The organism is Vibrio coralliilyticus (genome assembly GCF_024449095.1).
GTDB lineage: Bacteria > Pseudomonadota > Gammaproteobacteria > Enterobacterales > Vibrionaceae > Vibrio > Vibrio coralliilyticus_A.
On record NZ_CP024627.1, the window covers coordinates 528,749 to 550,497 of the forward strand.

The following is a 21,749-nucleotide window of genomic DNA, read 5'->3' on the forward strand; positions in this document are numbered from 1 at the left end:
GATGCATAGAATTTAACCATGAGCACACGCTCATAAATCGAAACACTTTTCTATTTGGATTAATACGTTACTTAGGAGGCGCACAATGAAACATTTCAAAGCTACTTCATTGTACATTGCGTCTTGCGATCACTCAGCGATCATGGCGACTAAACAAGATAAGTCTGCTGCATGTGATCCTAGCTCTACCCGAGTAATGTAATTAGTCCGTATCCTTTTATTTTTAATTGGCTGCGGAAAAGCAGCGAATTAAAAGTGCCCTCATTTTGTTGTCAGTTTATTCGTTGATCTTTTCCCAGCTGTCTATCATCCAACTGGAGAATTATCATGAGCCATTCTGTATATCTAAAACTTGCTACGCTATTGGTGAAAGCTGACCTACGTCGTGAAGAGCGTGAGTGGAAGCGTCGAGTTCGACGCAGTGCCTTCCATATCCCATGGGAAAATGAGCGTTTATTACGTGATATAGGTTTAGAAAGAGACGGTCGCCCTGTCGGTCATACAGAGCCAGATAGCGTAAAAGCTGAACGCCGTATTCGTCATCTTCGTCGAGTACTCAGTGCGCGAATACCGACGTAATTAAAAGGGCCAGTCTGCTTCGCTGGCCCGAACCTTATCAACCAGCTACTGATGCAGTAGCTGGTTTCTCGTTAAGGGCAAGGATTGGAATAGGTCGTGCCAATCTCTTGAAGTCCCTGAAGCAATTCTTCACTTAATACGACATCAAGGCTGTCAATATTAGACTTGAGCTGTTCCAGGTTTGTTGCTCCTATGATATTGGAGGCGACGAACGGTCGTTGATTAACAAATGCTAAGGCCATTTGAGCAGGATCGAGCCCATGCTCTCTGGCAAGGTTGACGTAAGCTTGCGTTGCTTGGATGCCTTGCGGTGTAAAGTAACGCACAAAGCGCTCAAACAACGAACATCTTGCACCTTGTGGACGTGCATTATCAAGGTATTTGCCACTCAAACAACCAAATGCCAACGGTGAGTAGGCAAGAAGCTGAACACCTTCATAATGGCTAATTTCAGACAAGCCAATTTCAAAACTGCGGTTAAGCAGGTTGTATGGGTTCTGAATGGAAACAATACGTGGCAGTTCATGTTTTTCTGCCAGACGTAATAACGTCATAACGCCCCAAGGGGTTTCATTCGATACACCAATATAGCGAACCTTACCGGCTTTAATCAGTTCCGCCAAACTCTCGAGAGTTTCAATTAACGTGACTTCTTCCTGCTCATCTGGATACGGGTAATTGAGTTGCCCGAAGCAGTTTGTCTTACGTTGAGGCCAGTGCAGTTGGTACAGATCAACGTAATCAGTTTGCAGCCGCTGCAAACTTTGGTCTATTGCTTGATGAATATTACGTCTATTCAAGCTCATATTGTCACGGATGTAAGGAACATTTCTTGGCCCTGCAATTTTGGTGGCCAGTACGACTTTCTCTCTCTTTCCCGATGTTTTCAGCCAGTTACCAATGTACTGCTCGGTTAGACCTTGAGTATTTGCTTGAGGTGGAACCGGATACATCTCAGCGGTATCGATAAAATTCACACCACGTTCAAGCGCATAATCAAGCTGACTAAATGCTTCTTGTTCAGTGTTTTGCTCGCCAAATGTCATGGTACCGAGACAGATTTTACTAATTTCAAGAGTGGAATGCGGTAACTTGTTGTATTGCATTGAACTTCCTTACTCAATATCTCTTTGTTATCCCAATATAGGGCATCGTCACATGAGATGAAACGGGAACGATAACAATTTCGCAAAATCTGCGTAGTTAACTAGAATTTAAATACGGAGGTAAGCTATGCAAAAAAGCCAATTAGATAAATGGATTCATGGACACCATAAAGACAGTTATCAACCACCTAAAGTGTTTGTCATTGGTTGCTCAGATCTCTCACACTACCTTCTCGCGGTGGAGTATAAGCACAAATTGGAACCTATTAAGCAAGATGATGAGACGATTCATTTCGAATCATTAGATTCTGTTAAAGAGGAGCTATTGCGGCTTGGTGTCGAAAGGGCTTATCTCAGGTTACATAATGCCTATGACGAATGTGGCTCAGGGGATGCACCACTTTATCATGATGTAGAGCTGTCACTAACGACGCACTAATTTAGACAAAGTGTTGTTCAAGAATTTTGGCAGTAAACTGAGTACGAAGATAGAATCCGCGCGGCAACGTCATTATAGGTTTGCCGCTCGCTCCATAGGCTTCGGTTAAAACACGACTGTTGGCTGCTTTTGGTCTTAGTTGAAGGACTTCGCCATGGCGCGCTGTAATTTGTTCGACTCTTCCTAAAACGATCATCTCCATCAGTTCTTCCCAGTCCGTTTTGAGCTGACATTCTTCGCTTTGGTTTGGTGACCAAATAAGAGGTGAGCCAACTCGACGTTCGGCTAATGGAATTTCTCGCTCTCCTTGTACGGGCACCCAAAGAACACGTGATAGCTTGTTGCGGACATGACTGGTTTCCCAAGTTAAACCTTGAACTCCTATTAATGGTGCGACACAAACAAAAGTGGTTTCTAAGGGTTTTCCGCTATGACTGATTGGGATTGTTTTAAGCTCTATGCCGAGTTGTTCAAAGTCTTGTTGCGGCTTGCTACCCGCTATGGCACCCAGATGCCATTCGAGTAGTTGTCCAACCCAGCCTTTGTCTCTTCTCAAATCAGGTGGAATGGTAAGCTCAGCTTCTGCGGCAAGCTCTTGAAAACTGATACCAGCAATCTCCCTTGCTCGGTCAAGCAGCTCTGTTTCTGACTTGGGTTCAGGTTTCATGTGGGTTTATCGGCTTGGTCAAATGTGATGGTCATTGTAACGGAATTTGATCCAAATGTGACTGGTGAAAAATTGATCTTAGAGTTGAAAAGATCATCGTTTAATGAGTTATCCACAGAATTAGTCGTGTGCTAGTTGTAATTTTTCCATGTTGTATGAATAAACAGTGCTTTTAATGCGAATTTTTACTTGAATTTTCCAACGCTAATTGTATTTGTTATTTTTTTTGTGGATAAATATAGTGCTGATGGATCTTTAACCGATCGTATTTGGGATTGTCTGTTTGATCATTACAGCATGATGTGAATTATCAATGTTTTCTTATCTTTTTGATTTTATTTCTATTTTTTGGTTTTTGATTTAAGGTTTTATCGAGTTTTAAGGTGTAATGGATAAACAACGATCACTTTCACTAAGATTCTACACATGGTTATACACAGAAAAGGTGTATAAATGTGGCCTGAGTCTCACCTTTGTGTGTATAACCTAGCTTTAGGCTAAAAGTTATCCATGAAAGGCAAGTTAAGCCATATTTTACGTATCAGTCACACTAGTAAGTTTGCTACATCTGGGGATATGTGGAAAAATCACTGTAATTAAGAATTTATTAGAGGTTGGCCAGTGATAGATGGCGATGGTTACCGCTTAAATGTGGGAATTGTAATCTGTAACAACCATGGTCAGGTCTTCTGGGCTAAACGATACGGGCAACATTCATGGCAATTTCCTCAGGGAGGAATTGACGACGGTGAAACTCCTGAGCAGGCAATGTACCGGGAGCTCTACGAAGAGGTTGGTCTTACTAAAAAAGAGGTAAAAATTGTAGCCACTAGCCGTCATTGGTTAAGGTATAAACTACCAAAACGATTAGTGCGCTGGGATTCGAAACCTGTCTGTATCGGACAAAAACAGAAATGGTTCCTTCTTCGTCTGGATTGTGATGAATCACGAATTAATATGCAGCGAGGGAATTCCCCTGAATTTGATGGTTGGCGTTGGGTGAGTTACTGGTATCCAGTCAGGCAAGTCGTATCCTTTAAGCGTGATGTTTATCGTCGAGCCATGAAGGAATTTGCCTCTGTCGCAATGCCATTTAAAGAACGCAGAGCGAAAGGTAAACGCAAACATAAAAGAGGATAGACATGCTTTCTCAACTAAGGGACATAGTTGAACGGGTATCTAAAGTCGAAGATGTGCATCAGGCACTAAAGGTTTTAGTAAAGCAAACATGCAGCGCCATGAACACGGAGTGTTGTACTGTCTATCTCGCTAATGAAGAAATGCAACGCCTTGAGTTAATGGCAACTCAAGGCCTTCGTTTTAAAGGTAATAAAATTCATATCAATTTCAGCGAAGGTTTGGTCGGCTTGGTCAAACGTAGCGCTGAACCTCTCAACCTTGCTGAAGCTTCTCGACATCCTAGCTTTAAATACTTTTCCCAGCTCGGCGAAGAGGTTTATCAAAGTTTTCTTGGCACGCCTATTATCTATCGCAAGCAAGTCTTAGGTGTTCTGGTTGTACAGCAAAAGCAGCCCCGTCAATTTGATGAGATGGAAGAGTCCTTTCTGGTGACTCTGGCGGCCCAGCTAGCGGTGATCATCGCTCATGCTCAAACGCAAGGTCACTGGCGCTTAGAGAAAAAGCAGCATGCCATCAAAGGTGTGCCAGCCTCGTCAGGGGTCGCGATTGGTGAGTTTTGGTGGGATGATACTCAACCAGATTTGACCGAGGTGTATCCCGCATCAACCTTAGATGTTGACCGTGAACAAGAGTGGTTATTGCTGGCAATTGAAGATGCGCTGAGCGATTTCCGTCGAATGCGTAAGAAGCTTGATAGTGAAATTAACAAAGACACTCTGGCTATTTTCGATTTGTTTACGCACTTGCTGAACGATCCGATGTTGCGCAAAGATCTCAAAGCACAGATCCAAAAAGGGGACCGTGCCGATTGGGCGTTAAGACAAGTTGTTGAGAGCTACTCTAACCGATTTGCTCGTATGTCGGATGTCTACCTCAGAGAGCGAGCACAGGACATAAAAGAGCTGGGGCAGCGCTTATTGTTCTTTCTCCACAATACAGAAAAAGATCAACCCGAGATCGATAAACCCGTTATCTTGGTTGTGCGTGAACTCACGGCGACTTTACTGGCTTCTATCCCTAAAGAAAAATTGCTAGCGGTGATCTCTCTAGAAGGGGCCGCGAATTCCCACGCAGCGATTTTATCGCGAGCTTTAGGGATCCCAGCAGTGATGGGGGTGACGCTTAACCCTAAGCCAATCAATGGTAAGCGTGGCATTGTCGATGGTTACAGTGGCAAGATTTTTGTTTCTCCGGGGAAGCAGCTACTCAGAGAATACCGTGAGCTAGCTCATGAAGAGAGTGAGTTGGCGAGCATGGTTAACCAACGAATTCTTGAGCCGGCTTGTACAAGTGATGAGGTTCGTATCGAGGTGATGCTTAATGCTGGTTTAAGCGCGGATGCCAATATCGCGGTGAACCAAGGGGTTGATGGCGTAGGTTTGTATCGGACTGAAATTTCTTTTTTGCTCCAACATCGATTCCCTTCTGAAGATGAACAAACGTTGCAGTATCAATCTGTCCTTAACACATATCCCGATAAACGTGTCGTTATGCGTACGCTGGATGTGGGTGGAGATAAGGCTTTACCTTATTTACCTATCGAGGAAGATAACCCATTTTTAGGCTGGCGGGGCATTCGATTTACTCTAGATCATCCAGATATCTTTTTAATGCAAATTCGGGCTATGATGCGTGCCAGTGCTGAGCACAATAACTTGAGTATACTTCTGCCTATGGTGTCTGGTGCTCAAGAGCTGGATGGTGCGATCGATCTCATCGAGCGTGCCTATCAGGAAGTCTCAGAGTTGGATGATAGGGTTGAGATGCCTGCGATTGGTGTGATGATTGAAGTGCCGTCGATGATTTATTTGCTGCCTTTGATTGCAGAGAAAGTCGACTTTGTTTCTATCGGGACCAACGATCTAACCCAATATCTGCTGGCCGTTGATCGTAATAATGCACGGGTGTCTGATGTGTACGAATCGATGCACCCCGCAGTGATCATGGCTTTAGATCATATTCAGCAGACATGCCAGCAACTGCAATTGCCAGTTTGTATCTGTGGTGAATTGGCTGGCGACCCTATTGGCGCACTTCTTATGGTTGGCTTGGGTTATCGTAGTTTGAGTATGAATACATCCAATGTGGCTAAGGTCAAATACTTGCTGCGCCACACTGACAGTGGTGAATTAAGGCAACTTGCTGACAAAGCATTGATGCAACCGTATGGCAATGATATTTATACAATGATGCAAACTTTCTTTGAAGAGAAAGGCTTTGCAGGTTTTATCCGTGCAGGTAAACGATAAGGAAAAACGTGAATATTGAATTTGTTGTCTTGCTGCTCCTTCTAGGCAGTATTGTTGGGGTTATGGCGGGGCTTCTCGGCATTGGTGGCGGATTAATCGTTGTACCTGCTTTGCTCTTTTTACTACCTATGGCAGGCATTGACCCTGCTATCAGTATGCAAATCGCCTTGGCGACTTCTCTTGCCTCAATTATTGTCACTTCCGGTTCTTCTGCTTTAAACCACTTTAAGCTCGGTAACGTAGACATGTATGTAGTGAAGTGGTTGATGCCAGGTGTGGTTGTTGGTGGTTTTCTTGGAGCCAATGTGGCTGAATGGATCCCTTCTCAGTATCTGCCTAAGGTGTTTGGTGTGATTGTGCTGTGTTTAGCCATACAAATGTTGTTTTCCATCAAAGGGCAGAGCCAGAGAGTCATGCCGGGTAATGGGGCAACATTGACAATTGGCACCGGGATTGGAATGGTCTCGAGCCTAGCGGGCATCGGTGGAGGCTCTTTATCTGTCCCGTTTTTGAACCGACATGGGATTGAAATGCGTAAAGCGGTTGGCTCCTCCTCAGTTTGTGGTTGCTTTATTGCCATCTCCGGTATGATTGGTTTCATCTTGCATGGTTATCAGGCACAATCGTTGCCTTCTTACAGCTTGGGATATGTTTATGTGCCAGCGCTGATTGCGATTGCGTCGACTTCAATGTTGACGACCCGTGTCGGTGCCAAACTCGCCACCTCATTACCCACCGCAACATTGAAGAAAATTTTTGCAGTATTTTTACTCTTTGTTGCTGGAACTATGTTGCTGTAGTGGAATCTCACCTAATTATCTAAATACCAAAAGAGTATAGTTTTATGTCTCAGGGATATTTTGAATTTCCTAATATCGATCCCGTTTTAGTTGCGATTGGACCTCTGTCCATTCGTTGGTACGGGCTGATGTATCTGGTTGGTTTTGCTTTTGCACTTTGGCTGGCAAATCGCCGTGCAGATAAGCCAGACAGCGGCTGGACACGCGAGCAAGTGTCAGACTTATTGTTTGCCGGTTTTCTTGGCGTCGTGATTGGCGGCCGAGTGGGTTACGTGCTCTTTTATAACTTCGATTTGTTCCTACAAGATCCGCTTTACTTATTTAAAGTATGGACGGGTGGAATGTCATTCCACGGTGGCTTATTGGGTGTCATTACTGCGATGTTGTGGTATGCCAAGAAGAATGGCCGTACCTTCTTTGGTGTCGCTGATTTCATTGCACCGCTTGTACCGTTTGGCTTAGGTATGGGGCGTTTAGGCAACTTTATGAACAGTGAGTTATGGGGACGGGTTACCGATGTGCCGTGGGCGATCGTTTTCCCTAATGGCGGGCCTTTACCTCGGCATCCCTCCCAGCTCTATGAGATGTTCTTAGAAGGTATTGTGCTGTTCTTCATTCTCAATTGGTTTATTAAAAAACCTCGCCCACTAGGCTCAGTATCAGGGCTATTTTTAGCGGGTTATGGTACATTCCGTTTCCTTGTCGAATACGTTCGTGAGCCTGATGCCCATCTGGGATTGTTTGGCGGATTTATCTCAATGGGGCAAATCCTGTCTCTGCCTATGGTTATCGTTGGTATCCTGATGATGGTTTGGGCTTACAAGCGTGGTCACTACAAAGATGAAATCCCACAACAAATGAAGTAAGGACTTGGTGTGAAACAGTATTTGGATCTCTGTCAGCGTATCGTTGAGCATGGTGAGTGGATTGAAAATGAACGTACAGGAAAACGCTGCCTGACGGTCATCAACGCTGATCTGACTTACGATGTTGGCCACAACCAGTTCCCATTAGTGACAACACGTAAAAGCTTTTGGAAAGCTGCGGTGGCTGAGCTACTCGGTTATATTCGTGGTTACGACAGCGCGGAAGCTTTTCGTAAGCTCGGTACCAAAACTTGGGATGCGAATGCAAACCTAAACCAAGCTTGGCTTAAGAATCCTTATCGAAAAGGTGAGGACGACATGGGCCGCGTTTATGGCGTTCAGGGACGTGCATGGGCGAAACCAGACGGTGGTCATATCGATCAACTGCGTAAGATTGTCGATGACTTGACTCGAGGTGTGGATGATCGAGGTGAAATCTTGAACTTCTACAATCCCGGTGAATTTCACATGGGGTGCTTGCGTCCTTGTATGTATAGCCATCATTTCTCATTATTAGGTGATACTCTGTATCTCAACAGTACTCAGCGCTCATGTGATGTGCCTCTTGGCCTGAATTTCAACATGGTTCAGGTGTACGTGTTCTTGGCTATTATGGCTCAGATCACTGGCAAAAAAGCGGGCCAAGCCTACCACAAGATAGTGAATGCTCACATCTATGAAGATCAGCTTGAGTTGATGCGTGACGTTCAGTTGAAGCGAGAGCCTTTGGCATCACCTACGTTCCATATCAACCCGGATATCAAGTCTCTAGAAGATTTGGAAACTTGGGTCACATTGGATGACTTTTGGGTTGAGGGCTACGAGCATCATGACCCAATTCAATATCCATTCTCAGTCTAATACGCACTAGATGTTAAACAGCCGCCTAAAATTGGGCGGCTTTTTTATACGAGGAAGAACGGGCGGCACCTTATGGAGCGCTTTGGTACTGGAAAATCGGATCGAGCGTCGCCTTGTTGAAAACTAGTGTTGTTTACTTAACCACAACTTAGCTCTTTATTTCTCCGCAGGATGAAATTCGTTCCCGTATCCTTCTTCATCAGCGAAGCTTAGACAAGCAAAAAGCCCGCAACCTAGGTTGCGGGCTTTGAATAAGCGATGGTTCTTCGAATTAAGCAGTCAGCGCTAGGATGCTACCTGGCAGTACAAGGAATACCGCAATAAGGTAACCAGCCACTACAGCTTTGTTCTTCACTGCCATATCAGAGATGATGTCAGCGGCTTTAACTGGTAGTTCACGTAGGAACGGAATACCAAAGATAAATACTGTGGCTAGGATGTTGAACGCTAGGTGTACCAAAGCAATTTGTAGAGCGAATACTGCGAACTCACCTGATGCTGCTGTTGCTGCCAATAGTGCGGTAATACATGTACCGATGTTGGCACCTAGTGTGAACGGGTAGACATCACGAACTTTCAATACACCTGAACCTACAAGCGGAACCATTAGGCTGGTAGTGGTTGAAGACGATTGAACCAGTATAGTGACGACTGAACCAGAAAAGATACCGTGAATAGGGCCACGACCAATGGCGCTCTTTAAGATTTCACGAGCACGGCCAACCATTAGGCTCTTCATCAGTTTACCCATCACAGTGATAGCAACGAAGATGGTTGCAATACCAAGCACGATAAGTAGTACGCCACCGACAGTATCACCAAAGGTTGCTAGCGGCTCTTTTACTGCGTTAACAACTGGCTTTGTGATTGGCTTGATGAAGTTCAGGCCTTTCATACTCATATCGCCAGTCGCGAGGAATGGTGATACTAGCCAGTGAGAAATTTTCTCAAGGATACCAAACATCATTTCGAGTGGTAGGAAGATTGCGACCGCGAGAAGGTTAAAGAAGTCGTGAATGGTTGCGCTTGCAAAAGCACGTTTAAACTCTTCTTTATTGCGGATATGACCTAGTGAGACCAAGGTGTTGGTGACAGTGGTACCTATGTTGGCCCCCATGATCATAGGGATCGCGGTTTCTACTGGTAAACCGCCTGCCACAAGGCCAACAATGATCGATGTTACTGTACTGGAAGATTGGATAAGAGCGGTTGCGACAAGACCTATCATCAGGCCTGCTACTGGATGAGAAGCGAATTCGAAGAGAACTTTAGCTTGATCGCCTGTCGCCCATTTAAAGCCACTGCCTACCATAGATACTGCCAGAAGCAGTAGGTATAACATGAATGCCAAGTTAGCCCAGCGTAACCAGCGAGTAGTGCTCGATATCGGCGCCGCTGTAGTAGTAGCTTGGTTCATAATTTTCTCCGTGGACCGTATAAATTTGTATTGGTCGGTTGTTGAAACTGTGGGCGATAGTAGAGGGGAAATATTTCATTAATATTACAGTTATGTGTAATGGGATTTTTTTTATCTCTCCGTCGCAATTTTCAATGTTTATTTACTTTTATACTGCCTTTATGATATTGAAAAGTAATAGGTTTTATTGGTTTTTCTGAGGTTTTCTGAGAGTGTTGAAAAATGGAGTTATTTCACAAATTGACCATGCTGTAACAAGCTTCCTAGTATGGCTTTGTCATATAACTTTTATTACTTATCGGTAAAATCTTGTTTTTTTTTCTATGAGATCGGTTTTTTCGAAAGATTGTTGTCATTTGAAGCTTCTGCTATAACCATAGCCATACATAAAGCAGAGAGATTTTTCATGTCGCATTTAAATTACAACCATCTTTATTACTTCTGGATGGTATGTAAGCAGGGATCAGTGACCAAAGCTGCTGATGCGTTATTCCTCACTCCTCAGACGGTAACTGGGCAGATCAAAGCGCTTGAAGAGCGTATGGACGGTAAACTGACCAAAAGAAATGGTCGAAGTATCGAGCCAACCGAGCTTGGTCAACTGGTATTTAAATACGCTGACCGAATGTTTGGCTTAAGCTACGAGATGCTGGATATTGTCAACTATAGCCAGCGATCCAATATACTGTTTGATGTAGGAGTTGCTGATGCCTTATCAAAAAGGTTAGTCAGTAAAATTCTAATGACCACAGTTCCTCCTGATAACAGTATCCATTTACGTTGTTTTGAATCGACCCATGAAATGCTACTTGAGCAGTTATCTCAGCATAAACTGGATATGATCTTGTCCGATTGCCCTGTTGACTCCAGTCAAAGTCCCGGCTTATACAGCAAGAAGTTAGGGGAGTGCAATATGAGCTTCTTCTCTAGCCGAAGTGTTGAACAGGTAAAATTTCCTGCAGTGCTTGAACAGCGGAAATTATTGATACCGGGGAGTCGAACGGCAATGGGGCGGAAAGTTCTTCAGTGGTTCGATCGTCAGGGGCTTCAACCAAACATTCTTGGTGAGTTTGATGATGTCGCTTTAATGAAATCTTTTGCTCGTTACCATCACGATGTTATTTTTCTTGCCCCTTCTTTATATGTGTCGGAAGTCGAAAGTGATTTACCTTTGCAGTTGATCGGTCATATTGATGAGCTTAAAGAAGAATATTACGTGATTTTCGCTGAGCGTATGATTCAACACCCAGCAGTGAAGAATGTCTGTGATGCAGACTTCACGAATCTCTTTCAGTGAGAACCTTTTTCATTTCTACAAATAGATTACTGGATGTAAATAGATTAGTATCAGCTATAAATGTATCAATTTATTAATTACAGGCTGAGATTTGTTGATATTTTGTTGTTTCAAGGGGTACTAGCCGATGAATTTACAAGAAATGGAAAAGAATTCTGCCAAAGCGGTGGTACTACTTAAAGCGATGGCGAACGAGAGACGTTTGCAGATTTTATGTTTATTACATAACCAAGAGTTGTCTGTGGGGGAATTGTGCAGCAAGCTCGAATTAAGTCAGTCAGCGCTGTCGCAACACTTAGCTTGGTTGCGCCGTGATGGCTTAGTTGATACACGTAAAGAAGCACAAACGGTCTTTTACACACTAAGCAGTGAAGAAGTGAAATCAATGATCCATTTACTACACAGCTTATACTGCAGTGAAATGACGGATTAACCTACCATCGTTAGATATTGGGTACTCACTTTGTGAAATTCAAATATAAAAAAACCGGCCTGAGCCGGTTTTTTTTCACTGGGAAATCAGAGTTCTATTAAAGAGCTTTGATTGCAGCAGCGAAACGAGACTTATGACGAGCAGCTTTATTCTTGTGAATAAGGCCTTTAGTTGCCATGCGGTCTAGGATTGGTGTAACTGTAGCAAATGCTTCAGTTGCAGCAGCTTTGTCGCCTGCTTCGATAGCAGCAACAGTTTTCTTCATGTAAGTGCGCATCATTGAACGACGGCTAGCATTGTGCTGGCGACGTTTCTCAGCCTGGATAGCGCGCTTCTTAGCAGATTTACTATTTGCCAAGGGTCTAACTCCCAAAAACTTTAGTTCGGTGACAATTTAAGGGCGAGGAATATCCCTCATTTGCGCCTAAATGTCAAATGATTTGTGCAAAAACCAATCGGAACCAAACAAATTTTGGATTAGAAAGGTCTTCACGGTTAAGATGGCGGGGATTCTATCAGTATTTTTTTTTCATTGCTAATACTAATCTTCTCTAGTCCTGACATTCCTGTCATAGAGTGGAGCCTTATTGAAAGTATTGCAGGATTCCCGAGGTAGCTGTGAGTAAACGTCTGCTCAAGTCTGGCCTAATTGTTAGTGCTATGACTTTGATTTCTCGTGTGCTTGGATTAGTGCGCGATGTGGTAGTGGCGAATTTAATGGGGGCGGGCGCGAGTGCCGATGTCTTTTTCTTTGCCAATAAAATTCCCAATTTTTTACGTCGCCTATTCGCTGAAGGGGCATTTTCTCAGGCGTTTGTCCCTGTTTTAACGGAGTATCACGCTGCGGGTGACATGGATAAAACGAGACAACTGATTGCCAGAGCCGCAGGTACCTTAGGTGTGCTTGTCTCTATTGTAACTGTGCTGGGAGTTTTAGGTTCTGGTGTGGTAACGGCATTATTTGGCTTTGGATGGTTTCTTGATTGGTTGAATGATGGGCCATCGGCTGAAAAGTTTGAGCTGGCGAGCTTCATTCTCAAAATTACCTTCCCTTATCTATGGTTCATTACTTTTGTGGCCTTATCTGGTGCGATTCTCAATACCATGGGTAAGTTCGCGGTGTCATCTTTTACTCCGGTATTTCTCAACGTTATGATCATCCTCTCGGCGTGGTTTATTTCGCCGAATATGACTCAGCCTGAAATTGGCTTAGCGATTGGGGTGTTCTTAGGCGGCCTGGTCCAGTTTCTATTTCAGATCCCTTTCCTTATTAAGGCGGGTGTTATGGTGAGACCTAAATGGGGTTGGCGCGATCCCGGAGTGGTCAAAATCCGTACCTTGATGATTCCCGCTCTATTTGGTGTTTCAGTCAGTCAGATTAATTTGTTGTTTGATACCTTTATTGCCAGTTTCCTTCAGACTGGCTCTATCAGTTGGCTTTACTATTCAGATCGCTTGTTGGAGTTTCCTCTTGGACTATTTGGCATCGCGATTGCCACAGTGATACTGCCAGCGTTGTCGCGTAAACATGTCGATGATCATAGTGATGGCTTTGCCCAAACCATGGATTGGGGCGTGCGTATGGTAACGTTACTTGGAATACCTGCAATGCTTGGCTTGATGGTATTGGCAAAGCCAATGTTGATGGTGCTGTTTATGCGTGGTGAGTTCAGTCCTCAGGACGTACAGTTCGCATCGTTGTCGCTGATTGCTTATGCTTCAGGATTACTTAACTTTATGCTGATCAAGGTGTTAGCTCCCGGTTATTACTCTCGCCAAGACACGAAAACACCGGTCAAATATGGCATCATTGCGATGGTAGCTAACATGGTCTTTAATGCCATTTTTGCTTGGTTCTATGGCTATGTTGGTTTGGCTATCGCTACAGCACTGTCAGCATTTGTCAATATGTCGCTGTTGTATCGTGGGTTACATGTTGCTGGGGTCTATACACTGACGCGCAAGACCCTGATCTTCATATGTAAGCTGGCATTGGCTGGGGGCTTGATGGTGACATCCATTCTCTGGCAGTTAGAGGAGATGTCGGTATGGCTTATGTGGAGCCTGCTTGAGCGGGTAACTTCACTGACAATCTTGATCGGATTGGGAGCCGTCGTTTATCTGCTCACACTTGCTGTGTTAGGGGTGCGTTTAAAAGATCTAAAAGCAGCGACAGAATAAGGGGGATTAGTATATAATCCGTCAGTTTCACACTTTGCTAATAATAAAGAAGACAGGAATTAGAAGCTTCCAATGGAATTGATCCGAGGTATTCACAACATCAAAGCACATCATGCTGGGTGTGTCCTGACGATAGGAAACTTTGACGGTGTGCATTTAGGTCACCAAGCGGTACTGCGTCAAGTGTCTGAGCAGGCTGCTAAATTAGGCTTACCTGCAACGGTCATGACGTTTGAGCCTCAGCCTTTGGAGTTATTTGCAAAAGAGAGAGCGCCTGCGAGACTAACTCGGTTGAGAGACAAATTTGTCCAGCTGAGTAAATTGAGTATAGAACGCTTACTTTGTGTTAATTTCAACAAGCGCTTTGCCAATCAGACGGCAAATGAGTTTATTAGCGACTTGTTGGTGAAGCGATTGGGTGTTAAGTTTCTCGTTGTTGGTGATGATTTCTGCTTTGGTAAAGGCCGAAAAGGCAACTTCCATATGCTCAGAGAAGCCGGTAAAAAATACGGTTTTGAAGTCGTTAGCACACAAAGTTTCTGTCTCGAGCAATTGCGTGTCAGCAGTACAGCGATCCGCGAAGCCTTAGCAAGTGATGAGTTGCACTCAGCAGCAGAGATGCTGGGTCGAGATTACAGCATCAGTGGTCGAGTATCACACGGTCGTAAGTTAGGAAGAACCATTGGTTTTCCTACCGCGAATATCCCACTGAAGCGTTGCGTGTCACCTGTATCAGGCGTTTATATCGTTGAGGCTCTAGGCCTTGGAGACAAACCGATTGGGGGCGTAGCAAATATTGGCAACCGACCGACCGTGAACGGAGTTCGCCAGCAACTAGAAGTACATTTATTTGACTTTCAAGCCAATTTATATGGCAAGCAGCTAGAAATTGTACTTTTAAATAAGCTTCGCGATGAGCATAAATTTGACTCATTTGAAGCATTGAAACAACAAATTGAATTGGATGCTGAAGCAGCAAGGGTGTGGCTGCGTCAGCGTAATAGCTAAACGGTCTAGTCCACCGCTTGGCATAATGTCTAACATTCGCCCAACACAACGGAATTAAGAATCGATGAGTGAGTATAAAGATACCCTGAACCTTCCTGAAACAGGGTTTCCGATGCGCGGCAATCTGGCGAACCGCGAGCCAGAAATGCTTAAGCGTTGGTATAAAGAAGACCTTTACGGCGAAATCCGTAAAGCGAAGAAAGGCAAAAAATCTTTCGTTCTACACGATGGCCCTCCATACGCCAACGGTGACATTCATATTGGTCACGCACTAAACAAGATTCTTAAAGACATTATTATTAAATCCAAAACACTTTCAGGTTTTGACGCGCCTTATATTCCTGGCTGGGACTGCCACGGTCTACCTATTGAATTAATGGTAGAAAAAAAGGTGGGTAAGCCAGGTCAAAAAGTGACCGCCGCTGAGTTCCGTCAGAAATGTCGTGATTACGCAGCGGGCCAGGTTGAAGGTCAAAAGGAGAGCTTCAAACGCCTTGGTATCATGGGTGAGTGGGACAAGCCTTACCGCACTATGGATTTTGCTACCGAAGCAAACATCATTCGTGCTCTAGGTAAGATTGCTGATAATGGTCACCTACTGAAAGGTTTCAAACCTGTTCACTGGTGTACAGACTGTGGCTCAGCGCTTGCTGAAGCAGAAGTCGAGTACAAAGATAAAGTATCGCCATCTATCGACGTGCGCTTTAAAGCGGCCGATGAAGCAGCGCTTCTCTCTAAGTTCTCATTGAACGAAGGGCATGAAGGTGAAGGCGACATCTCTATCGTTATCTGGACAACTACACCATGGACTCTGCCAGCAAACCGCGCAGTTTGTCTACGTGATGATCTAGAGTATGTATTGATCCAAGTTGAAGGTGATTCTAAAGAGCGAATCATCGTTGCTTCTGAACTTGCGAAGGACGTGATGGATCGTGCGGGTATCGAGCACTTCCATAACCTTGGTTTTGCCAAAGGTAGCGATCTTGAGCTATCTCAGTTTAATCACCCATTCTACGACTTCTCCGTTCCTGCGATCCTTGGCGATCATGTAACAACGGATTCTGGTACTGGTGTGGTTCACACAGCACCTGGCCACGGTCAAGAAGACTTTGCGGTCGGTAACAAGTACAACCTAGAAGTCGCTAACCCAGTAGGTTCAAACGGTGTTTACCTGCCGGATACTGAGCTATTTGCTGGTCAGCATGTATTCAAAGCGAACGATGCAGTGGTTGAGACGCTAAAAGAGAAAGGCGCGCTTCTACATCACCACGCTTACGAGCACAGCTACCCACATTGTTGGAGACACAAAACGCCAATCATCTTCCGTGCAACGCCACAATGGTTTGTCTCTATGGACCAAGCAGGTCTACGTGCAAAAGCACTTGAGTCAATCAAAGGTGTTGAATGGATGCCTGAGTGGGGTCAAAGCCGCATTGAAGGTATGATTGAAGGTCGCCCAGAGTGGTGTATCTCTCGTCAGCGTACTTGGGGTGTGCCAATTGCTCTATTCGTTCATAAAGAAACAGCAGAGCTTCATCCAAACACTTTAGAACTGATTGAGAAAGTTGCTCAGCTAGTTGAAGAGAAAGGCATTCAAGCTTGGTGGGATCTAGAAATCTCTGACCTACTCGGTGAAGAAGCGGATAAGTACGAGAAAGTACTGGATACGCTAGACGTATGGTTCGACTCAGGTGTGACTCACTATTCAGTGGTTGATGCTCGTGAAGAGTACATTTTCCCTAATGAAGAAAAGGGCGCGTCGGCAGACCTATATTTAGAAGGCTCTGACCAACACCGTGGTTGGTTCCAGTCTTCACTCATTTCATCTATCGCGATGAAAGACGAAGCACCATACAAGCAAGTGCTTACTCACGGTTTCGTAGTTGACGGTCAAGGCCGTAAGATGTCGAAATCTATCGGTAACGTAGTTGCGCCCAAAGATGTGACTAACAAGCTAGGTGCTGACATTCTGCGTCTATGGGTTGCTTCAACGGACTACACGGGTGAAGTGGCGGTTTCTGATGAAATCCTAAAACGCTCTGCAGATGCGTACCGTCGTATCCGTAACACTGCGCGTTTCTTCCTTGCCAACCTAAGCGGCTTTAACCCAGCAACGGACCTTGTTCCTGCTGAAGAAATGGTGGCGCTAGACCGTTGGGCTGTAGGTCGTGCACTGGCTGCTCAAGAAGAGATCGTGAAAGCGTACGGTGAGTACAACACTCACGCAGTAACACAGCGTTTAATGCAGTTCTGTTCTATCGAAATGGGCTCATTCTACCTAGACGTAATTAAAGATCGTCAGTACACAGCGAAACGTGGCGGCCACGCTCAACGTAGCTGTCAGACTGCGCTTTACTACATCGTAGAAGCGCTTGTTCGTTGGATGGCGCCAATCATGTCGTTCACTGCAGACGAGATCTGGAACGAGATGCCGGGCGAACGCGATAAGTTTGTATTCACAGGCGAGTGGTACGAAGGTCTGTTTGGTCTAGCTGAAGGTGAAGAGCTTAACAACGAATTTTGGGCTGAAGTCCAAGCGGTTCGTGGCGCTGTGAACAAACTGCTAGAAGATGCTCGTAAAGAGAAGACCATTGGTGGTTCTCTGCAAGCAGAAGTGACCCTTTATGCTGATGATGCACTAGCGGCGAAACTAAACAAGCTTGAAGATGAGCTGCGTTTTGCGTTACTGACATCAGCGGCGGTTGTGAAGCCTCTAAGCGAGAAGTCAGAGGCTGCACAAGCAACTGATGTTGAAGGTCTGTTTGTTGAAGTGAAAGCAACGGAAAACGAGAAGTGTGACCGTTGTTGGCACCACACTCCAGACGTAGGCACAATCGCAGGTCACGAGAAGATCTGTGGTCGTTGTGTGTCTAACGTTGATGGTGAAGGTGAAACACGTCGCTTCGCGTAATTTATAGCAACTAGAAGTTGAACTTTATTGAGATAATATAGCCCCAGTACTGACTGGGGCTACTTTTAGGAATTGTATGAGCGAACAAGCACTCACTTTGAAGCAATCTGGCGTGCGCTGGTTGTGGCTAGCATTGGTTATCTTTCTAGCAGATATCGGTATTAAGCTGTTTGTGATGGATAACATGGGTTATGGCTGGGCGAACCGCATTGAGGTGTTGCCTTTCTTTAATCTGCTTTACGTACATAACTACGGTGCTGCATTTAGCTTCCTGAGCGATCAGGCTGGCTGGCAACGTTGGTTGTTTACGGGGATCGCTTTTGCGGTAACCGCTATGCTGACTTACTGGATGAGTAAACTGCCAGCAAAAGAGAAATGGAACAATGTGGCTTATGCCATGATCATCGGTGGTGCGGTGGGCAATGTGTTTGATCGTGTGGTGCACGGTTATGTTGTCGATTACCTAGACTTTTTCTGGGGTGACTACCACTGGCCAGCGTTTAATTTGGCAGACAGTACGATTTGTATTGGTGCTGCAATGATTATCCTTGATGGATTTCGTAAAAAAGACGCTGAAAAAAAAGCGTAAGCTGATAATGTTTGAATAACCCTAAGCGCTGTCTGTTGATTCAGAGAGCGCTTTTTACTATAACGAAGCCTCTATTGAATAGAAGCCAATATCTCCAATAACAAGGAAACAGTATTGTGACCACTATTGTCCAGGAATCCGCAGTAACGCTGCATTTTACAATCAAACTTAAAGATGGCTCGGTTGCGGATAGCACGCACAACATGGGTAAGCCTGCCAAGCTCGTGATCGGTGACGGTAGCCTAAGTGAAAACTTTGAGCAATGCTTGCTAGGACTTGAAGTGGGTGAGCAAAAGGCGATTGAGCTGAAAGCGGAAGATGCCTTTGGTGCGCCGAATCCAGACAATGTGCATCATATGGATCGTGCAAGATTTGTTGGTGATGCAGAAGTTGAAGTGGGTACAATCATGGCTTTCTCTGGCCCTGATGGTATGGAAATCCCTGGAATCATTACTGAAATTGCGGGTGAATCAGTGACGGTTGATTTCAACCACCCGCTAGCAGGGCAAGATGTGACTTTTGAAGTTGAAATTTTGTCAGTAGAATAGCGACCTGAAGCGATAAGATAATCACTATGAGCAATGAAATGAAAATTCTTTTAGCCAACCCACGCGGTTTCTGTGCTGGTGTTGATCGCGCGATCAGTATTGTTGAGCGTGCATTAGAAATGTACCAGCCACCGATTTATGTTCGTCATGAAGTCGTGCACAACCGATTTGTGGTCGAGGGGCTGAAACAAAGAGGCGCTATCTTTGTGGAAGAACTTCATGAAGTGCCCGATGACAATATTGTGATCTTTTCTGCTCATGGTGTCTCTCAGGCGGTTCGTAAGGAAGCAAAAGAACGCGATCTGACGGTCTTTGATGCGACTTGCCCATTGGTAACCAAAGTTCATATGGAAGTGGCTCGTGCAAGCCGCCGTCATATGGAAGTGGTTTTGATTGGCCATGCCGGACACCCTGAAGTCGAAGGTACAATGGGCCAGTATGCCAGCGAAGAGGGTGGTATGTACCTAGTTGAGACGCCAGCGGATGTGGTCTCTCTTAAAGAGAAAGTCAAAGATCCGAGTAATCTTCATTATGTCAGTCAGACGACACTGTCTGTAGATGAAACCGCTGATGTCATTACCGAGCTGCGTCGTGTATTCCCTGATATTCAGGGGCCACGTAAGGACGATATCTGTTACGCCACGCAGAATCGTCAGGATGCGGTACGTGAAATGGCAACGGATGTGGATGTCGTGATTGTCGTCGGCTCGAAGAACTCGTCAAACTCGACTCGTTTGAAAGAGCTGGCGGAGAAACTCGGTACACCAGGCTATCTCACCGATTGTTCTGAAGATATTAAGCCTGAATGGTTTGACGGAAAAATCAAGATTGGTGTCACTGCGGGTGCCTCTGCTCCAGAAGAATTGGTGAATCAGATCTTAGAGCGAATTCAAGAACTCGTGGGTACTCGATCAGTAGAAGAAGTATTGGGTCGTGAAGAAAATATGTTTTTTGAAGTTCCCAAAGAGCTACAGATTAAACAAGTCGACTAACTGATAGTAGAATTTAAAAAGGTGGCTAAGCCGGCTTTTTTGTCTCTGGCCTTTGTCAGATAGATGTGACTCAGTATAGAGATAAAGAAAAGGGCTCCTAATGGAGCCCTTTACGTTTCTGTAATTATTGCTTATGCAGTCTTGGTCATCGCTTTTGGCTTCTCTTCATCAGCCAGATCCAAGTCACCTTTGCCCTTAGAGGTCTTGATGACATAAGTCGTCACGCCAAGTGAGAACAAGATACCAGCGATGGTAGAAACGTTCATTGGTAGACCAAAACCTAGTGTGCTGTTATTGAGGATAAAGGTCACGACAACGGTCGTCATAAATACTGCAGGAATTGTGGTGATCCAATGCAGTTTGTTATGACGAAGCAAGTAAGCTGAAGCCGTCCACAGCATCATGACAGCAGTTGTTTGGTTGGCAAAACCGAAGTAACGCCAGATAACACCGAAGTCGACTTGAGTTAGGATGCCACCAATCACGAAAAGAGGGACAGCCATCAGTAGACGGTTACGCAGCGTTTTCTGCTCCATATTGAAGTATTCAGCTAGAATCAGACGGCTAGAGCGGAATGCGGTGTCACCTGATGTGATAGGAAGAATAACTACGCCCAAGAAAGCAATCACGCCACCAAATACCCCCAGCAGACCAAATGAAGAGCTGTAAACAACGTTACCTGGACCGCCGTTTTTCACGGCTTCAGACAGTGCCTCAAGGTTGCCGAAGAAAGACAGAGCAATCGCACACCAGATAAGCGCAATCACACCTTCACCAATCATGGCTCCGTAGAAAACGAATCGGCCGTTTTTCTCATTTTCCATACAACGCGCCATCAAAGGTGACTGAGTGGCGTGGAAACCCGAGATAGCACCGCAAGCAATGGTAATAAATAGCGCAGGCCATAGTGGCATGTCATTAGGGTTTAGGTTGGTAAACATATCTGTGACTTGGAAATCACCCATGACGGTGTGCTCGCTTGATAGCGCCACTGCTGTCATCAGGCCAACCGACATAAAGATAAGTAGAGCACCAAACAGTGGGTAAAAGCGACCAATGATTTTGTCGACAGGGACGATCGTGGCAATGATGTAATAGGCAAAGATGGCAATGACCATGGAAGTCATGCTAACAGAAAAGCTTGTCTGGTCATTGATCAGGTTAGTGATCATCCCTGCCGGTGCTGAAACGAATACCACACCGACCAGAAGTAACAGGACAATGGCAAAAATATTCATAAAGTGTTTTGCACCATTGCCTAGATAGCGACCAGTGATGGTAGGAACGGAAGCGCCACCGTTGCGCACCGAAAGCATTCCTGAGAAGTAGTCGTGCACTGCGCCAGCGAAAATACAGCCAATGACAATCCACAGCATAGCCGCAGGGCCGTAAAGCGCGCCCATGATTGGACCAAAAATCGGGCCTACGCCTGCGATGTTCAAAAGCTGAACGAGATAGACTTTCTTGGTCGACATAGGGACGTAGTCCACACCGTCCGCTTGGGTATGAGCTGGTGTCTGGCGCTTTTCATTGATGCCGAAGACTCTTTCAACAAAAGCCCCGTAGAGGAAGTATCCGCCTATAAGAGCGGCAACACAGGTTAGAAACCACAACATAGCACTCGTTCCTTAGTGATAATTTAATAAGTTCAGCGTCGATATTACGC

General features: G+C 45.1%; 20 protein-coding genes. 15 read left to right on the forward strand and 5 right to left on the reverse strand.

What is annotated here, in order from left to right:
- The first annotated feature begins 327 nt into the window (after positions 1-327).
- The gene (locus tag CTT30_RS02460; RefSeq protein WP_239838498.1) at positions 328-579 is read left to right on the forward strand and encodes a DUF1127 domain-containing protein; all 252 of its coding nucleotides are present in this window, start codon (positions 328-330) and stop codon (positions 577-579) included.
- A 71-nt stretch (positions 580-650) separates the two neighbouring features.
- Here CTT30_RS02460 and CTT30_RS02465 read toward each other — a convergent pair whose 3' ends face one another.
- Positions 651-1,685, reverse strand: coding sequence for an NADP(H)-dependent aldo-keto reductase (locus tag CTT30_RS02465; RefSeq protein ID WP_239876475.1), 1,035 nt, complete (start codon positions 1,683-1,685; stop codon positions 651-653).
- A gap of 127 nt (positions 1,686-1,812) precedes the next feature.
- Here CTT30_RS02465 and CTT30_RS02470 point away from each other — a divergent pair, with 127 nt between their 5' ends.
- A complete protein-coding gene (locus tag CTT30_RS02470) occupies positions 1,813-2,124 on the forward strand; it encodes a DUF6482 family protein (RefSeq protein ID WP_239868683.1) in 312 nt (103 codons plus the stop codon).
- 1 nt (position 2,125) lies between these two features.
- On the opposite strand, the gene mutH is transcribed toward CTT30_RS02470, so the two are convergent.
- Positions 2,126-2,791, reverse strand: coding sequence for a DNA mismatch repair endonuclease MutH (mutH, locus tag CTT30_RS02475; protein ID WP_239868680.1), 666 nt, complete (start codon positions 2,789-2,791; stop codon positions 2,126-2,128).
- Positions 2,792-3,412: 621 nt separating this feature from the next.
- On the opposite strand from mutH, the gene rppH reads away from it, so the two are divergent.
- From rppH to CTT30_RS02500, 5 genes are all read left to right on the forward strand, one after another.
- Complete coding sequence (gene rppH / locus CTT30_RS02480; protein ID WP_239838494.1) at positions 3,413-3,931, forward strand: RNA pyrophosphohydrolase; 519 nt, start codon at positions 3,413-3,415, stop codon at positions 3,929-3,931.
- A gap of 2 nt (positions 3,932-3,933) precedes the next feature.
- Complete coding sequence (ptsP, locus tag CTT30_RS02485) at positions 3,934-6,180, forward strand: phosphoenolpyruvate--protein phosphotransferase (RefSeq protein ID WP_239868677.1); 2,247 nt, start codon at positions 3,934-3,936, stop codon at positions 6,178-6,180.
- 62 nt (positions 6,181-6,242) lie between these two features.
- Entirely contained in the window at positions 6,243-6,980 is a 738-nt protein-coding gene (locus tag CTT30_RS02490; protein WP_239838574.1) for a sulfite exporter TauE/SafE family protein, read from the forward strand.
- Positions 6,981-7,024: 44 nt separating this feature from the next.
- Positions 7,025-7,846, forward strand: coding sequence for a prolipoprotein diacylglyceryl transferase (gene lgt, locus CTT30_RS02495; protein ID WP_239838492.1), 822 nt, complete (start codon positions 7,025-7,027; stop codon positions 7,844-7,846).
- A gap of 9 nt (positions 7,847-7,855) precedes the next feature.
- Positions 7,856-8,707, forward strand: a complete 852-nt coding sequence (locus CTT30_RS02500; protein ID WP_252035944.1) for a thymidylate synthase — start codon at positions 7,856-7,858, stop codon at positions 8,705-8,707.
- Between the two features lie 271 nt (positions 8,708-8,978).
- Here CTT30_RS02500 and CTT30_RS02505 read toward each other — a convergent pair whose 3' ends face one another.
- Positions 8,979-10,124, reverse strand: a complete 1,146-nt coding sequence (locus tag CTT30_RS02505; protein ID WP_239876479.1) for a Na/Pi symporter — start codon at positions 10,122-10,124, stop codon at positions 8,979-8,981.
- 406 nt (positions 10,125-10,530) lie between these two features.
- Here CTT30_RS02505 and nhaR point away from each other — a divergent pair, with 406 nt between their 5' ends.
- The gene (gene nhaR, locus CTT30_RS02510; protein WP_239838489.1) at positions 10,531-11,421 is read left to right on the forward strand and encodes a transcriptional activator NhaR; all 891 of its coding nucleotides are present in this window, start codon (positions 10,531-10,533) and stop codon (positions 11,419-11,421) included.
- A gap of 127 nt (positions 11,422-11,548) precedes the next feature.
- Entirely contained in the window at positions 11,549-11,854 is a 306-nt protein-coding gene (locus CTT30_RS02515; protein WP_239838488.1) for an ArsR/SmtB family transcription factor, read from the forward strand.
- A 97-nt stretch (positions 11,855-11,951) separates the two neighbouring features.
- Here the strand turns inward: CTT30_RS02515 and rpsT are convergent, their stop codons facing one another.
- The gene (gene rpsT, locus CTT30_RS02520; protein WP_004410238.1) at positions 11,952-12,212 is read right to left on the reverse strand and encodes a 30S ribosomal protein S20; all 261 of its coding nucleotides are present in this window, start codon (positions 12,210-12,212) and stop codon (positions 11,952-11,954) included.
- 260 nt (positions 12,213-12,472) lie between these two features.
- Here rpsT and murJ point away from each other — a divergent pair, with 260 nt between their 5' ends.
- From murJ to ispH, 6 genes are all read left to right on the forward strand, one after another.
- Complete coding sequence (murJ, locus tag CTT30_RS02525; protein ID WP_252035945.1) at positions 12,473-14,035, forward strand: murein biosynthesis integral membrane protein MurJ; 1,563 nt, start codon at positions 12,473-12,475, stop codon at positions 14,033-14,035.
- A gap of 72 nt (positions 14,036-14,107) precedes the next feature.
- Positions 14,108-15,043 (forward strand): bifunctional riboflavin kinase/FAD synthetase, encoded by a 936-nt coding sequence (gene ribF, locus CTT30_RS02530; protein ID WP_252035946.1) that lies wholly within the window; start codon positions 14,108-14,110, stop codon positions 15,041-15,043.
- Positions 15,044-15,107: 64 nt separating this feature from the next.
- Entirely contained in the window at positions 15,108-17,954 is a 2,847-nt protein-coding gene (gene ileS / locus CTT30_RS02535) for an isoleucine--tRNA ligase (protein WP_252035947.1), read from the forward strand.
- A 76-nt stretch (positions 17,955-18,030) separates the two neighbouring features.
- Positions 18,031-18,543, forward strand: coding sequence for a signal peptidase II (gene lspA / locus CTT30_RS02540; RefSeq protein ID WP_006957711.1), 513 nt, complete (start codon positions 18,031-18,033; stop codon positions 18,541-18,543).
- A 116-nt stretch (positions 18,544-18,659) separates the two neighbouring features.
- Positions 18,660-19,091 (forward strand): FKBP-type peptidyl-prolyl cis-trans isomerase, encoded by a 432-nt coding sequence (fkpB, locus tag CTT30_RS02545; RefSeq protein WP_252035948.1) that lies wholly within the window; start codon positions 18,660-18,662, stop codon positions 19,089-19,091.
- A 26-nt stretch (positions 19,092-19,117) separates the two neighbouring features.
- Positions 19,118-20,083, forward strand: a complete 966-nt coding sequence (gene ispH / locus CTT30_RS02550; RefSeq protein WP_239838482.1) for a 4-hydroxy-3-methylbut-2-enyl diphosphate reductase — start codon at positions 19,118-19,120, stop codon at positions 20,081-20,083.
- A 131-nt stretch (positions 20,084-20,214) separates the two neighbouring features.
- On the opposite strand, the gene CTT30_RS02555 is transcribed toward ispH, so the two are convergent.
- Positions 20,215-21,699: a carbon starvation CstA family protein gene (locus tag CTT30_RS02555; protein ID WP_252035949.1), complete on the reverse strand. Its 1,485-nt coding sequence runs from the start codon at positions 21,697-21,699 to the stop codon at positions 20,215-20,217.
- Positions 21,700-21,749: the final 50 nt, after the last annotated feature.